Annotated in this window: 14 protein-coding genes; 1 reads left to right on the top strand and 13 read right to left on the bottom strand. The window is 32.6% G+C overall.

What is annotated here, in order from left to right:
• The first annotated feature begins 260 nt into the window (after nucleotides 1–260).
• Nucleotides 261–827, top strand: a complete 567-nt coding sequence (locus BLT46_RS06880; protein ID WP_090408230.1) for a thioredoxin family protein — start codon at nucleotides 261–263, stop codon at nucleotides 825–827.
• Between the two features lie 74 nt (nucleotides 828–901).
• Here the strand turns inward: BLT46_RS06880 and BLT46_RS06875 are convergent, their stop codons facing one another.
• The 13 genes from BLT46_RS06875 to BLT46_RS06815 form a co-directional block, all read right to left on the bottom strand.
• The gene (locus tag BLT46_RS06875) at nucleotides 902–1,147 is read right to left on the bottom strand and encodes a hypothetical protein (RefSeq protein ID WP_090408228.1); all 246 of its coding nucleotides are present in this window, start codon (nucleotides 1,145–1,147) and stop codon (nucleotides 902–904) included.
• A 66-nt stretch (nucleotides 1,148–1,213) separates the two neighbouring features.
• Complete coding sequence (locus BLT46_RS06870; protein ID WP_090408225.1) at nucleotides 1,214–3,568, bottom strand: DUF2357 domain-containing protein; 2,355 nt, start codon at nucleotides 3,566–3,568, stop codon at nucleotides 1,214–1,216.
• Nucleotides 3,555–5,291, bottom strand: a complete 1,737-nt coding sequence (locus BLT46_RS06865) for an McrB family protein (protein WP_090408222.1) — start codon at nucleotides 5,289–5,291, stop codon at nucleotides 3,555–3,557. The genes BLT46_RS06870 and BLT46_RS06865 overlap by 14 nt, the downstream gene beginning before the upstream one ends.
• A gap of 42 nt (nucleotides 5,292–5,333) precedes the next feature.
• Nucleotides 5,334–6,410, bottom strand: a complete 1,077-nt coding sequence (locus tag BLT46_RS06860) for an HpaII family restriction endonuclease (RefSeq protein ID WP_090408219.1) — start codon at nucleotides 6,408–6,410, stop codon at nucleotides 5,334–5,336.
• Entirely contained in the window at nucleotides 6,407–7,663 is a 1,257-nt protein-coding gene (locus BLT46_RS06855) for a DNA cytosine methyltransferase (RefSeq protein WP_090408216.1), read from the bottom strand. The genes BLT46_RS06860 and BLT46_RS06855 overlap by 4 nt, the downstream gene beginning before the upstream one ends.
• 134 nt (nucleotides 7,664–7,797) lie before the next feature.
• Nucleotides 7,798–9,018 carry a hypothetical protein gene (locus BLT46_RS06850; protein WP_090408213.1) on the bottom strand — a complete coding sequence of 407 codons (1,221 nt, stop codon included), beginning with the start codon at nucleotides 9,016–9,018 and terminating at the stop codon, nucleotides 7,798–7,800.
• Nucleotides 9,019–9,744: 726 nt separating this feature from the next.
• Nucleotides 9,745–10,515 (bottom strand): SMI1/KNR4 family protein, encoded by a 771-nt coding sequence (locus tag BLT46_RS06845; protein ID WP_143021873.1) that lies wholly within the window; start codon nucleotides 10,513–10,515, stop codon nucleotides 9,745–9,747.
• A 115-nt stretch (nucleotides 10,516–10,630) separates the two neighbouring features.
• Nucleotides 10,631–11,176, bottom strand: a complete 546-nt coding sequence (locus BLT46_RS06840) for a YqiA/YcfP family alpha/beta fold hydrolase (protein ID WP_090408207.1) — start codon at nucleotides 11,174–11,176, stop codon at nucleotides 10,631–10,633.
• A gap of 29 nt (nucleotides 11,177–11,205) precedes the next feature.
• Nucleotides 11,206–11,544, bottom strand: coding sequence for a hypothetical protein (locus BLT46_RS06835; RefSeq protein WP_090408204.1), 339 nt, complete (start codon nucleotides 11,542–11,544; stop codon nucleotides 11,206–11,208).
• Between the two features lie 104 nt (nucleotides 11,545–11,648).
• The gene (locus BLT46_RS06830; protein ID WP_090408201.1) at nucleotides 11,649–12,545 is read right to left on the bottom strand and encodes a WYL domain-containing protein; all 897 of its coding nucleotides are present in this window, start codon (nucleotides 12,543–12,545) and stop codon (nucleotides 11,649–11,651) included.
• Nucleotides 12,546–12,572: 27 nt separating this feature from the next.
• Entirely contained in the window at nucleotides 12,573–12,974 is a 402-nt protein-coding gene (locus BLT46_RS06825) for a hypothetical protein (RefSeq protein ID WP_090408198.1), read from the bottom strand.
• Nucleotides 12,975–13,065: 91 nt separating this feature from the next.
• A complete protein-coding gene (locus BLT46_RS06820; protein ID WP_090408195.1) occupies nucleotides 13,066–14,133 on the bottom strand; it encodes an SMI1/KNR4 family protein in 1,068 nt (355 codons plus the stop codon).
• A gap of 226 nt (nucleotides 14,134–14,359) precedes the next feature.
• Nucleotides 14,360–14,875, bottom strand: coding sequence for a transposase (locus tag BLT46_RS06815; RefSeq protein ID WP_090408190.1), 516 nt, complete (start codon nucleotides 14,873–14,875; stop codon nucleotides 14,360–14,362).
• Nucleotides 14,876–15,233 lie beyond the last annotated feature (358 nt).

Here is a 15,233-nt window from a genome sequence, read left to right as displayed (position 1 = left end):
ATGGAAATAACGTATATATTCTCCTTATTTTATCAAAAACACTTGAAACAAAATAGGTATAATAAAGCAAAGTAAAAGCTCACTAAAAACAATCTTACTTACCCAATTTCAAAACTAAATAGAACTATTCAACTTATAGAAACACTTGACATCAATGACAAAGCAACAACATAACTTACAAAATAATCTTTGATAGCTGACATTTTTAAAATATTTTATTACATTCACAACATCAAACAATATATAATTCAATTGTACTTATGAAAAAACTTATCATATCATCTATATTACTGACTGCATTTTTATCACTTACAAGTTGTAAGAAAGAAGCAGAAGTAGAAATAACAGAAACGGAAACAACTACAACAGCAGTTGATAGTACTGAAGCTAAGCAGCAACAGGTAAATGAGGAGAAAGAACAACTTGCAAAACCTTATAACGAAGAAGAAGATGCACAAGCAAAAATCAATGAATTAGTAGCTAAAGCAAAGGTTGAAGGTAAGAATGTATTTGTACAGGCTGGAGGAAACTGGTGTATTTGGTGTTTGCGATTTAACGACTTCGTTCAAAAAACGGAAGAATTAAAGGCTATTGTAGATGCTAATTACTTATACTACCACTTAAATTACTCTACAAAGAACAAGAACACAGAGGTATTTGAAAAATATGCACCAAATGGTAAGAAGTTAGGCTATCCGTTCTTTTTTGTTATCAATGGAGAGGGTAAAGTAACAAAAATTATCGGTTCTGGTGAGTTAGAATCAGAAAAGAGCTATGACTTACAAAAAGTAAAGCAAATGTTTTTAAATAACGTTGCTAAAAAATAACAAAACAGCCACTCGATTGAGTGGCTGTTTTTGTTTTGTGAATAAGAAGTGTATTTTCTTTATTAATTTCTAAATTATATACCACGCAATGGAGAACCTTCCTTTATTTGGCGTATGATTATCTCTATTCCCTCTTCCTTACTGAGAACGTGTCCTATCTCTGCTAAAGAGTCTTTATCTGTATAAACACCATTGGGATCATTCCAACATAACCACTCTATCAATTCATTTCTTGACCAAGTATTTAACTCTTGCTCTAACTCTTTTGCAGACAACTGCCTTATATCATCAAAAGGATGTTTTTTTCTAATTGCTTTCATATTATTTCATTATAATAATACACTCACAAAATACACTCCATTTGTTTATCTTAAATGCTATAAATATTAGCTAAGTTGTTCTTCAGATTGAAGTGTTTCGAATAATTCATATAAACTTACTACAAAAGGTAAACCTTCATCTTTATCCGTTTTCATTATTTTCTCGTATTCTTCTAACTCTTGATAATCAAAGCCTAATCCCTTAAAATCATCCACAGTTTTAAAAGCCACCATTAAATAATCTTTTGCATTCTTATTCGGATAATCCAACTCACGCATTTTATCACTTGTAAAAAACTGGTAGCTATCTTCTTTATTAATCTTAAGCAATTTAGAAGCTATGGGATTATTCTCATCACGCAACAATAAATAATCCGCTTTAATTGCCTTTTCTAAAGGTAACGCGCCTTTTCTATTATTAATTCTAAAGTTATAAATCTTATGTTCTGAATACCAATCCCAATATGCAGTTGGATTATCCCCCTTATCCTTCTTACAGAAACCTACTAATACATAAGTATCCTTCAAGTCAACTTTGTTCAAATCAAAATAAGCAGGAAGATATAATTGTTTAGCTTGATTAACTTTTCCTTCTTTAAGAACAAAATGCCTTTTAATCACTATACGCTCACGTTGAGAAGTACGATCAAGTAAATGTGAAATAACCTTATCAATAAAGCTATCTAACTTACCAATTCCAGTATCAATTGTAGAAGGGGTGACAGAAAAAGCTCCTAATCCCGGTAATACTTCGTGAAACCCTTCAAATTGCTTCTCATTTTTACCTGGATACAAAACATAAGCTCCTCCCGTACGTCTAATCGCATCTTTATAAGCATGCATTTTCAATAAATCTGCATTTTTATAATTACCTTTTCTCTCCTCCTCTTTTTGCTTATCTAAAGCACAATCGTCAATAGCAACTACCTCTTCCTTAAAATCTTGAATTTTATACTTTGCATCAAAGTGAATATGAACTATTGCATCTTCCTCTTCTGCTTTACTCTCTTTTTTAAATGCTGCTGGCCAAATACTCAAAGTATAATCTGGACGTAAGGTAGTTGTCCAACTCCCAGCTTTTGACACATCTTCTGTACCTCCACTAAATGAGCGATTATAACTAAATTTCACATACAAAGGTCTGCTATACATCGTACATAGTCCTTTCTGAACCAATTGCTTGCCTGATTTCAAGTTCAACTCTAATCCCTCATCTTTTATAGTAAGCAAATCTTTACTTATATCAGTAAAACCAAACTTTTTTTGAACAAGAGCAAGTAATTGAAAATACAACCAATACTCATAAAGTTGCGCAATATTCTTTTTACCTGCATCATAAACATCTTCACCTCCACTCCATGAAAGTTTCGACGCTAATTCAAACTGCAACCAACGATTTAAAACCTCTCTATATCCAGCACGCTTTTGTAAAGTAGGACTATTTAACTTTAATGATTGAGGTTCTTGAACATTGTTAAAAAAAGGATGCGACAACAATTGATTTAATTGCTTACTTAATAAGCGAGCTTCTTGTTCTGCATATTCCTTTTTATATTTTAAAAAGAGCAATTGACATTGTTCGACAAAAATACTAAACGAGCGAAGAGCGAACTTAATAAACCTATTTTCAGGTGTATCATAAGATTCTACTTTATGACTTGAATATATTTTCTTAGGTAATGAACTTAGTCCTATACGTTGTAGTGGATTACTTGTCTGCAGATGAACTCGATCAGCAGATGAAGTAAACTGACGTATCTCTTTTCTTCCAATTCTTCTAACTTTAGCAATAGGAACGAGCTCTTCCTCTTCAATCCACATCGTTGAAGGATTGTTATAAATCTGTAACAAGGCTTCTTCAAAATCCTGTGAGCCTACGAATGATTGTACAAAGCAAAAACGCTGGTAAACTGTTTGTACATTAGCTGTATAATCTATATCATAAGATTGAAAAACAGGTGTATCAATTTGCATTAATAACTCTGTTGATTGTTCAGCTATATCTTCCAACATTTGGCGATAATTTGAACGATAACTCTTATCTAATTCTTTGTCAAATTTAGTTGCTAAAACTTCTAAATCAAAAAAGCCTACACTTTGTTTATCCGACAACTTATATACTTCGACTTTTAGCTTTCCTACAAAAATATTTGGTTCAATACGTCCTCTTGTAGCAGTTCGTTTAGATTCCTTTACCACTCTACTTGAAGATGTACGCAGCCCATACTCCTCACTACCTATAATTTCATATTCGTAAAAAGCACCTTCTGCTATTTGATAAGGGCTTTCCCCTATCTCAATAGCAAACTCTGTATCTAATTGATATAAATGATCATTACCATCAGCAAAAACCTCAATTCTTATATCCTTTGTAAAAGGAATTGAAATACAACTTGTCTTATATAAATTAAGCTTCTGCATAGCTTGTAAATCCGTTTGCAATTACATTATTATACATACGTAATAACTTAGCATAAGAGATTGGATATTTTAAATCCACTCGTAATTTATCGTCAGTCAATACTTTATTTATATCAAATGAATTAGCATCCTTTACACATAACAAGATTAGTGCATCTAATACTTTCACTATTTTAGAACGTGATCCATGTAATTTAGGTAATAGCTTTTGCATAATAGCAATATCTATTCGTTGATTCAATTCCATAGTTGAATCTAACTTTCCTAATTGCTGTATTAAAGTTAACGCCTCATTAGCCGTACGATAACCAAATTCAGAGCCAACTTTAGATAACTCTATAAAAAATTTTACTAACTCTTCTTGAACAACTTTATCTGTACTTTTTGTAACTAACTTACACATTGATAAAAAGCCTTTAGATGTACTTATTCCTTTATATTCTAATTGGGTTAAATCAATTGATTTTATATTTTCAAAGTAACTTCTCAACTCTTTCTCTTCAATTCTAAACTCTATTACATTAGCACGATCTAATACTTTAGGACTAAACATATATGTTGTTTCATCTATATTAACTGTTCCAATAATAAAAAGGTTCTCTGGCCATGAAATTCTTTCAGGAATAAAATATCCTCTTGAATCTTTTCTTTTATTACCTGTATATAACTTAATACTATCATTACTTTCCATTACGCTTAAAAAATCGGCAAAATAACGCTCTACATGACTTAAGTTCATTTCATCTAAAATCATAAAATAAGGCAGTTCAGGATTGCTCTGTGCATCCAGCATTAACTGCAAAGCCCCATTATCCGGTGTTATATAATTCTCTGGATCAAGACCATTAGGATACCCTAACAAAGGTTCTCTATTTGTCCAATCGGCACCTACGGGTATGATCTTATATTGGCTATTATCTTGACAAATCCATTGTACAAAAGACTGAGCTAACTTAGTCTTTCCTGATCCTGACAAACCATTTAATAGTACAAATGGCTTTGTTATCAATGATGTTACAAAACGCGTTATAAGTATTTCAGAGAAGGATAAATTAGCATTATTTAAACTTTCACTGAATGCTTTAATTGTAAAATATCCTTGATCTTTATGTCTAATTAACTTCGTTACTTTCTTTGATGTATCTTTTTGCAAACTACTATTTAACCCACTTTCTAATAAAAATTCAATATATTTACGAACACTGGCACTATAAAAACCTCTTTCTGCATAAGACTTTGGTTTCTTATAAAGTATTGATTCATTATCTTTCTGATAAAGTTTCACATCTTCAACCACCTGCTCGAAAAAATTAATATCTTCAATATTATAAATTGAACCATTAATTCTACCTGACTCATTAAATAGTTCGTCAAGATTATCCATTGCTTGTAAATAAGAAGAAGATGTACCTGAACCTTCTGGAGTCGTTGTTAGTAAATACTCTTTAAAAGCCAATTTTCTTTTCATTATAACTATAAATCCTAATTCTCGTAATATCTTAAATGCTTTTTCTGTACTATTACCAAAATCACTTAATAACAGCTCTCCACCTCCACAAACTTTATTAGCTTCAGATAAAACTAAAATTGGAGGATAACTTCTTCCATTATATACTAAATCATATGTTGATGACCCTCTTTGTTTCTTTAGCTGTGAGTTATTGTCTATTCTTTGAATAGCATCAATTATATCTTGGTGGCTTATTGGTTTCAAATTTGACATTGATAAAAATATATTTTTCTAATTAATGTTATTTAAAAAGCATTACAAAAACCTAATTTGTAAATTAAGCTTAAAAAAAAGCTTCTCCCCTTCTTTATATAGAGAACCAAAATTATGCCTCGAACTACTTGCTGTTTCAAACCTTGTATTAGAAAATAAATATTCTTCAAATTCATTTTTATTATATACATGATAACACAATAATTCCCCATCTTCCTTTACGACTATGTAGCCTCCTGTAGCGTCCCATTGACCTAACCATACTTTTGCAGGAACCATTCCTAAAGCGATGTCAGTTAGCATTTTCTTTACTTTATAAGTATAAAAAGGATGTCCTTGCTCAGTATCAAAACATAAAGGATTTAATGCTTCAACATCAGGAATAACATCAATTAATCGATTTGCTTTACTACTAAAATAAATTAATAATGACTCAGCCATTATAATAGGTAAACCACTATCTATTAGCATTAAATTACTATAGAAAGTAGTATTTTCCATTTTTGAAAAAGACAATATCCCTCCTTGCTTTTTTAAATATGCTATACGGTCTTGTATTTTATTCTTTGTAGTAATTGCATTTACAAATTCGATCGTCTCATCACTTAAATTTAAGTTTTTAACTTCAAATATGAAATTTGTAGTTTTTCCAGCATTCAATAATGTAGAAGCTCCTCCTAATCTTGATTTAATACTAAAGCCTAATTTAGGCTTTAAACCTGTCTTAAAGTCATGAATAACTACTTGAATATCACTTTTCACTGTTGATTTAGCTTTAATAGAAAAACTAGAAAATCTTTGTAAAAATGTTTCTATATCTATAACTGAAAAAGCTCCACTAATATCACTTTTTAAAATATCCAATAAAAGATTAGCGTATTTTTCAAACTCACTTATAGCTATTCTAAATTTTTGTTCCTTGCTATTAATTAATACAATATCATCATTATAACTAAATCTTATATTATTATCCCCTTCTACTCTCAATACTTCAATAATAGGATATATTAAATCCGATATTTGATTTAATTGACTATCTCCAACTGTGAGTTTCTTATCACTCAGCATCTTAAACAATGCATAAACCTCACTCCATTCACCTTTATTACCTTTTATCATAACTCAGCTATAATTAACTTAATTAATTCTTCTGCAGTAGCCTGTACAGCAGGAATAGCAACTGAATTTCCAAATTGCTTGTACGCAGAAGCATCTGCTACAGGAATGATAAATTCATCTGGAAAACCTTGAAGTCTTGCCCATTCCCTTGGTGTCATTTTACGTACACCTTCTCTATTAACTTCTCCTTTAATATGGGTCGTTGGGGTAAAATCAGTAATTCTATAATCTCTTATCAAATTACGCTCTCTTCCCATTCCTCCAACAACAATAGCATTTGCAATCTCGGAATCTTTTATAATTTGATAACCAAAACCATTTCCTTTACTCGCATGGCGAGCTTTATGATTTTCGAGAGTTAATAAATATTGTGTTGATAAATAATACTTCGTAGGAACAACATTTTTCTCAAGAATATCAGCAATACTTACTGGAATATTAAAAGGCTTTGGATATTGAAAAGTCTTAATATTCAAATCCTTTCTAAAGCCAACTATAAATATTCTTTCACGATTCTGAGGGACACCAAAATCTTTTGCATTTAACACTTGTGGTTCTGGAACAAAATACCCCAAATCTACTCTAAGTGTATTCAAAATTGTAGCTAAAGTTTTACCTTTATCATGACTTTTTAATCCCTTTACATTCTCAAGAAAAAAAGCTTTAGGTTGCTTTCTTTTAATAATCTCCGCTACATCAAAAAACAAAGTACCTCTTGTGTCTTCAAATCCACCTCTTTTTCCTGCAATAGAAAATGCTTGACAAGGAAACCCTGCACATAAAACATCAAAATTATCTGGAATATATTGTTTAACCTCTTCTTTAGTTATATCTCCAAAAGGTGTTTCTCCATAATTAGTTCGATATGTTAATTGTGCATTACTATCTAATTCACTACTAAACACACATTTCCCTCCCAAATTTTGAAAGGCCATACGAATCCCTCCTATACCTGCAAATAAGTCAATAAACTTAAATTTTTCATTCTCTATACTTTTAAAAGGCACATTATTTTCAGTAAATAATGAATATTGATGAAAAGGTTCTTCTATTTCCTTCTTATTACATTTAAATTCCAAATAATAATTAATAACCTCTTCTTCAAATTTCAAAGCATCCTTTTTAAACGGACTATCCTCTTCGAGATCATTATAATAATGACTTAATACGGCATCCTTAATTTCTATATCAGGAATAATAATCTTTTTGTTTTTTCTAATCTCCTCTAATGTAATACGCTTTTCCACCATCATTTTTACTTACTTATCTTAATTGACAAAAATAGGAAATAGAAACTAATACAAAAAATAACATCTACTCTTACCCTCAGTCTTTTTTATAAAAAAATAGCATATTTCTACTCCAAACACCACATTCTCTGAGTAAACTACCCCCTCTCTACATAAACCTTACCAACAAACCACTCCTCCAACGGATTAAGCATAAACTCATCCCATTGCTTACTAATCACAAACCATCTATCCACTAATAACTCGATTGGCTCTGCAAAGAAGTCAGCCGACAAAGCAATAATATCCGCTTCCTGTAAACCTGTTACTTCCTTAATCGCTAAAGTATCATTCCACAAAACATCAGCACAAAATGTAGCACTACTCAACTCAGAAATATCTTGTTCTGTTAGCACCTTTTCGTTTGCTAAATCAGCAAAAATATACTTCGCAACCTCAGGCACGGGCAAATCTCTAAACAACAATAATTTCTTTAAAAGAGCAATGTCCACCTGGCGATGCTCCTCTTGTTCAGCTTCACCTGTATCAAAATAACCAATGTATAAATCCGGAAAACTTGCACAGACTATCGGATCGTACAAATCATCAAAAAGTACACTCTGGATTTCATTGAAAGTCTCCTCATGCTCAATCTGTTTATTCAAATCCTTACAATAAACCGCAATATCCTCCGCTGTTAGGGGATTAACAGAAAACTCGCCACTACTCAAATAGGGATTACAGATAAAATAGGTTCCCACTAAATTGGTTGTTTTTACAAAATCATCCATTAATGCATCGTCAGTAACAATCCCTTTGATCTGATAAACCTTGTGCCCACTCTGCGTGTATTCTACAAACTCAAAATCGTAACCATACCAAGGAGAGTCAGCATTCATCCCATAGAACCCCATAAAAAGAGCTACAGTCCAATTACTGGCAATTATAACCTTAGGTTTAATAACCTCCTCGATTAACTTTTGGGTAACATTTAATTGATCTATCAAAAAGATACGACCATCTAAATCATCTAACAATACTTGCAACAAGTCTAAGCTATTGTTTTCACGATGATAAAACAGGTCGGTATAAGCGATGTGAGGTGCAAAATCAAACTGAGAATCTACTGACTGCAACATATCAGTAACCCTTGTGAAGTAAGGGTTGTATTTATATTCTGTGGTTGGATTCTTGCGATAAGTAAACTTAACAGGTCCGGGAATTGAAGAGTCATTGTAAGTTGGATTTAGTCCCAACACCAATATATCTTTTTGTTTGTCGTTAGCACAAAAACAGTACTTGCGCTGCTTCACAACTTCCGGAATACCTAATATTTCGCTATTCTGCCACACATGGTTAACTAATCGTTGAATATCCATAACAACTATCTTTTGGGTTATAAAACAAAGATAATTTAGACAATGTTGCTAAGTGCAACACGAAGAAAAGGAAGAAGATATTTTTATTATTTATTATTTCCATCCTTTTTTCTTATCTTTACACTATATCACACTCACACACAGTGTGATAATTATAAAAAACTACTATAAGTGCTTAAATTCAACTCTAAGAATTAATTCACTATTTGCGACTGAAAAAAGGGTCGTATTTCTATTTTTTTTCAAAATTTTTACTGGTTTTCAAAACATCAAAATCGTGTTCAATCCGAGTATTAGTCGTGATTTGTTGCAGTATTGTTCGGAAAACACCCTCTTTTTCCGAAGCTCTCTCGAACAATTCCCGAACAACACCCGAACAAATGCTTTTCCAATATCCTTAATCCCTTATCCTGTAAGGGTTTGAGCTACATTACCTTGCTTTGAAACACTAAAAAAGTGGTACTTTTTATCTTTTTACGGTGTTTTTCACAAACTATGGTTCATCGTATTGTTTTTTTTATAGCGCTATTTCTTATTTTCGTAAATAGTATAATATGCGATTGTTATTTTTATTAAATCACTGTAATTCATTTATTTAAACAAACTCACATACTACATCTTTCTATATACTTAAAAGCACAAAATCATTCTACAACGAAATAATTAGGCACAAAAAAAGCACTGCTATAAACAGTGCTTCTATATATCTTTTATCATTAAGATTGATTACATCTCAAAACTTGTTGGCAATACGCCATAGTCAACTAAGTTAAACTCTGGAAATTTAGCTTCTAATACGGTAGTCCATTGCTTGATTTGACCTTGTTTTTTAACGCTGTCTAAACTTTCTTTGTAGTCAATAAAATACGTAGGCGTACTTCCTGAACCGTAAGTTAAGCGACTCATCTCAATTGCTTCTCCATTTAAAACGGCTTGTGCAATGTATTCGTCTACTCCTGCTTCTGATTGTTCTGACAATGTCCATTTACTGGTCAACTTTAACGGCAATGCTTGGTATAACGCTTCTTCGTCTTTTGTTGTAATAGCAAATTGTACACACCAACTTTTTTCTGAATTGTCTAATAACAAGACGTCTTCATCTTCTAATTGTTCTAAAGCGTGAGTAACTAACTCTTCAAAGGTAAAGTCTGTTTTCTCAATCTCATCGTCAACCCAATTGAATATACGCTGACTATTCACTTTCTCTGTACGTAAAATCCAATAATCCTCTCCTCCATTATCACCAATCATTAAATAATTTGGCACAGCTTCTTGTAAATACGAATTTTGTTCTAAGAAATCGCTAACGTCTGTAAATAGCCCTTGAACGAAATCTTGCTGCATTCCGAAAGTCAACAAAAAGTCACGGTAATATGCTGGAAATGCAATTCCTACTTCTTGTTCTAAATTCGCAACCTCTGCTTCTGTCATTGGAATATAAAAAACTTTGTCGCCAACAGCTTTTACTCTTTCCTTTATATCTTGATAATTAATCATATCTAAGTGAATTAATTTTACTTTTCTATTAATAGGCAAAGTTACAACAGATATTAAGGGTTTTAAGCTTTTAAAGGGAGTTTATTTACAGCAACTACTGAATTTCTATATGCAATTAATGGGGGTTATGTTCTCCTATATAGGCTTTTATATACCCTATATAGGCTTCAAAACGCTCTAATTGGTGGTTATCGTCAACATAAACCACAACGGTATTTGGTTGATTATAAATATCATATTGGGAGAAGTCAAGAACCTCATCGTTTTTAGCTAACAATAGCAAGGCATCGCTAATTTGTGATATAACAACCAATGCATTTTGTAAATTATCGGTAATTGGAACGGGGACGCGAAGTTGGTTTGTATAGTTCAAAAGGGGACTCGTTAAGACTAATATCGTCTTTAAACCGTGTGTTTGACGCATTTCTCTCAACTGATAAGCAAAGTTTGCTCCTGCTGAATCTCCTACAACGATTACCTCTTGTGTGTTGGCAACGGCTGTAAAAGCTATGTTCATATAGTCTTTAAAATTGGTATCGGGAGTCCTCTCAAAGGCAATCATTTCAACCTCTTTCATTGCTGATTGAAGGTTTAGAAATTTACGCGATTGTCTGTCTGAACCATACCCGTGAAAATAAATTAAGGTTTTTTGTATGTGCAATTCTTTTCTTTTATTGTGTTATTCTATGTTTATTCAAACGCTATATAGTAAGTTTTGTCTTCATTTTCGTATAAAAATACAATTGCTTGTACATCTGGATTGTGTGGCGCGTCTAAAGCAGTGTAAAACGTCATTCTATCTACTAAAATAGCTTTTGGTGATTTACTGTCGCTAAACTCAAGTGTAGAATGCAAGGCTTTTATTTTTTTCAAAAATGCCGCAAGATCAATACCCCCAACGCTTATAGTTCCGTTCTCTACACGCTTTTGCACAACATAACAACAACTTTCAAACGCTTGCTTTGTTGCAAAGTATTTACTCTCTACTATTGTTTTTGTACGCTTCTGGTTTAATGCTGTATTACTCATAATTAACTGCTTCAATTGTTTATAATTTCCATAGAGAAAACAACTCCGTTTCTCTCACATTTCTAAAATAATACAGTCAATGTTGCAAAGCGAAACATCTATAACTAAACGTACTTATTTAAGGCTTTTTGCAGTTTATTTTTGATGTTGGTGCGCAACTCTACAGGTTCTAACACTTCAATTGCGCTTCCGTACGAAATGAGTAAACTTTCTAATTCGTGATTTAACCTAACTGTGATAGAGAATATCATATAGTCAGCGGTTATTTCTTCCTCTTTGAACGAGTCGTGCCAAGGCAAGGTGCGTATGTAGTTAATTGCACTTTGGTCACACTTCAAGCGCACATAGCTAATTTCTCCGCGTTGGTCAATACCAATCGTATTGTCAAACATCGCAAAACTATCTACTTCTGTCAGTGTAAACTCCTTTTGAGTTATCTCTAAATCGTGAATGCGGTCTAAAGCAAAAATATTGTGATCACGATTGACTAACGTTCTTGTAATTATGTACCAACGATTGAGATATTCCTTGACAAATAATGGTTCTATTATATAAGTAGTCGGTTTGTCATCTTTAAACGATTCATAGACAATTTGCAATTTTCGCTTGGTCAAAATTGCCTCCAAACAAAGGGGCAAATAGGCATAGCCTTTCCCTCTAACGCGATGTCCAAACTGTACATAGCGAAATAAAATAGGATCGTCTAATACCTTTTGGCTAAATTGTTCCAAACTAATGATATTCTTTATATTTTGGTAGTTCAACAGCATTTCTTCTTGGTTGTCATCTGTGTCTAACTGATAACATCCTTCAAGATGACTGTGTACGATATTGATTCCTAAATCGCGGGTTTTACTCAGTACTTTAGTGATAAAACTTGGTTTAAAAGGTAATCCTTTATCCTCTAAAGCGTCAGCAAATGAAGTGCGTGAATACTTCTTAGGGCTTAAGAATAGATTGTCCAAAAGCAGAATAATTGCCTGAAATTGGTCTGTTGTCATTTATTTATATTTTGTAAGGTTGTTATGCTAAATCACTACTATCCAAAGTGGCATTGGAAAACTGCCATCTACTGTATATAAAATATCACTACTATTGGTATATCTTCCTTTATAGAGGTGTTTCCCATCAAAAGTATAGAGAATATCACTCATATTCGTATAGCGTCCTTTGTAAATATGCTTCCCATCAAAAGTGTACAAAATATCACTCATATTGGTATATCTTCCTTTATAAAGATGCTTTCCGTCATACGTATAGAGTACATCACTCATATTGGTATAACGCCCTTTGTAAATATGTTTCCCATCAAACAAAAAAAGCTGATCGCTCATATTGTTATAACGGCCTTTATAGATATTTTTTCCGTCAAATGTGCAGATGATATCACTATTGTTAGTATATCGCCCTTTGTGAATAGTAGTAGGCATAAGTAATCTATTGGTGTAATTCTAAAATTACCCAATTTATTTCAATAGCAGTCGATAAATGGTAAGAATATTAAGAAACGACTTCTAATCTCTAAAAAGCACCGTGTTCTACGATAAACATATACTTTTCTGTTCCTCCTTGTTCGAGTGAGCCTATTTCTCTGTAAATCAATTCTTCTAAAGAACCAGCAACTACCGTACGTTCCCACGCTTCGTTTTGTAGTTCAACTATTTGTCCGTAATCGCCTTTGTCAGACGGATCGGTGTCTATTAAAAGGAAATCACCATTGCGACCTTCTGCAAACGGAATCCACTTCGGATTAGCATATCCTGTGGCTTTAACTTTATCAGAGTATTTAGTTAATAGGTCTGCGTCTACATCCTCATCGTCAAATAGTCCGTTCACATTTTCCCATGCATCACCAATACGGTCAAATGGCAGTAAGTCGTAATCCCATCCATTTGCATGTAGGCTAAACGCTGAAGTAACTGCATTCCACTTTACATTATTCGCTTTGTAAAAGTTTACTAAAACCGCAGGTAACACAACTCCTTCCAGTTCTTCGCTTACTTGGTCAAACTGCTCTTTTGTGATGCCATGTGTTAGGTTATAGTATTTATTATCACTCTTCACCACCTTGCTGATCCCCGTCAACCAATCGCTCCAAACTGCTTGTAAATACTCATATCCCTCAGCCATTGGCAATACGTCAACTACTGCTACTTCTTCTTTCACGTATTGTTGAATACTTAGTGCATACAAATATCCATCGCGCAAGCTGTACCAAACTGAAGTATCATTAAATACGAAAGCACCTGAAGTGTCAGTGTCCCACAATTTAACGCGTTCTGCTGTGTGTTCGTTATAGTATTTTACGGGGTCTGCCTCACCTTTCATACTCAATTGTCCTGCAAATGTAGATTGAATAGCGCCTTCGTAGTCATCTATTTGACAAGTTAATTCTAATGCATCCACCAATTGGTCAATTTTTGAAAAGGCTCGAATACCTAAAAAATTCCATATATATACATCGTTGTACTCCCCTTTAATTAATTCGGAGTTACCTAATAATGCGTGTAATTCGTCAATGTGAAAAGGAAAAGATAATTCTTTACCACAAAAGGTAAACCCTAAATCTGAGAAGTCTGCTGTAATCATATATATCGTTTTCGCGAATATAGGAAAAAGGAAGGTTTTGAATAGAAATGTATTATTAAAATGTTTTGGAGATGTTTTTAAATTTGCTTTGCGACGCACTTACACGCCGTACGGGCGAACCTATGTGTTCGCCCCCTGTTGTTTACAAACAACCATACACTATCTTTATTATAAGCAACTAATTCTAATTTGAAATATAAGTCTTCTCTAAATAAAACATAATCAATTAATAATCATAGTATTCATTATTATATTTATCTTTCAACCATCTTTCAGGATTACATAGTATATAATTCGAAATAATACAGTAAGATTGATAGGTACGTATTACATGTTCATAATAATTTCTTTGCCATAATTGTTTATCAAAACGTTTCCATCCCAAGTTCCTTACCCCTTTTATATATTCATTTGTTGTCATTGTTTTAAACCATTGAACAATCTTACAGATTGATACATTCACTCTCCACTCTTCCTTATCTGAATTAATAATCTCTATAATACAGTGAAAATGATTTGGCATTACAACCATTTCATCACATCTAATATTTGGAAACTTACTTTCCAATGCTTTGTACCTTTCTTCAACCATTTTCCCTGCTTCATTTAAAATCATTTCATCATTAAAAATATAACCAAACCTTGATTTATTGTCTTTGCAACATATTGTAATAAAATACAAGCCTTCTTGAGAATAGTCATATCCTTTTAAGCGTATAGAACGTCTTGATGGTCGGTGCATATTATATTATTATTTAGTATGTTTCTGTGCACAAATATCTTACCGTTTATACTTAGATTACAACATATTTATTTACTGTACAATTGATGCCATATACCAACACATCGTATCGTTTTTAAATAAACTATTTACGATTAATTAAATATAATTAATATGGGGTAGACACATAGGTCTACCCCTACGTAAGATGCAATGCAACGTCATATAAGCTTGAAAAAAGAGAAGTCTGAAAAGAAATACTTTAACACTTGCTTTGCGACGTACTTACACGCCGTACGGGCGAACCAATGTGTTCGCCCCCTGTTGTTTACAAACATAGCTATGATTAATTATATATAATTAATATGGGGTAGACACA

The sequence above is a fragment of the Myroides phaeus genome (assembly GCF_900099675.1).
GTDB lineage: Bacteria > Bacteroidota > Bacteroidia > Flavobacteriales > Flavobacteriaceae > Flavobacterium > Flavobacterium phaeum.
Note: the sequence above shows the minus strand (reverse complement) of the source record. Positions and strands in the feature narration are given on the sequence as shown.

Bases quoted from the DNA above. Each gene is read 5' to 3' on its own strand.
- BLT46_RS06880 (WP_090408230.1), top strand. From the start codon at position 261: ATGAAAAAACTTATCATATCATCTATATTACTGACTGCATTTTTATCA.
- BLT46_RS06875 (WP_090408228.1), bottom strand. From the start codon at position 1,147: ATGAAAGCAATTAGAAAAAAACATCCTTTTGATGATATAAGGCAGTTG.
- BLT46_RS06870 (WP_090408225.1), bottom strand. From the start codon at position 3,568: ATGCAGAAGCTTAATTTATATAAGACAAGTTGTATTTCAATTCCTTTT.
- BLT46_RS06865 (WP_090408222.1), bottom strand. From the start codon at position 5,291: ATGTCAAATTTGAAACCAATAAGCCACCAAGATATAATTGATGCTATT.
- BLT46_RS06860 (WP_090408219.1), bottom strand. From the start codon at position 6,410: ATGATAAAAGGTAATAAAGGTGAATGGAGTGAGGTTTATGCATTGTTT.
- BLT46_RS06855 (WP_090408216.1), bottom strand. From the start codon at position 7,663: ATGATGGTGGAAAAGCGTATTACATTAGAGGAGATTAGAAAAAACAAA.
- BLT46_RS06850 (WP_090408213.1), bottom strand. From the start codon at position 9,018: ATGGATATTCAACGATTAGTTAACCATGTGTGGCAGAATAGCGAAATA.
- BLT46_RS06845 (WP_143021873.1), bottom strand. From the start codon at position 10,515: ATGATTAATTATCAAGATATAAAGGAAAGAGTAAAAGCTGTTGGCGAC.
- BLT46_RS06835 (WP_090408204.1), bottom strand. From the start codon at position 11,544: ATGAGTAATACAGCATTAAACCAGAAGCGTACAAAAACAATAGTAGAG.
- BLT46_RS06830 (WP_090408201.1), bottom strand. From the start codon at position 12,545: ATGACAACAGACCAATTTCAGGCAATTATTCTGCTTTTGGACAATCTA.
- BLT46_RS06825 (WP_090408198.1), bottom strand. From the start codon at position 12,974: ATGCCTACTACTATTCACAAAGGGCGATATACTAACAATAGTGATATC.
- BLT46_RS06820 (WP_090408195.1), bottom strand. From the start codon at position 14,133: ATGATTACAGCAGACTTCTCAGATTTAGGGTTTACCTTTTGTGGTAAA.
- BLT46_RS06815 (WP_090408190.1), bottom strand. From the start codon at position 14,875: ATGCACCGACCATCAAGACGTTCTATACGCTTAAAAGGATATGACTAT.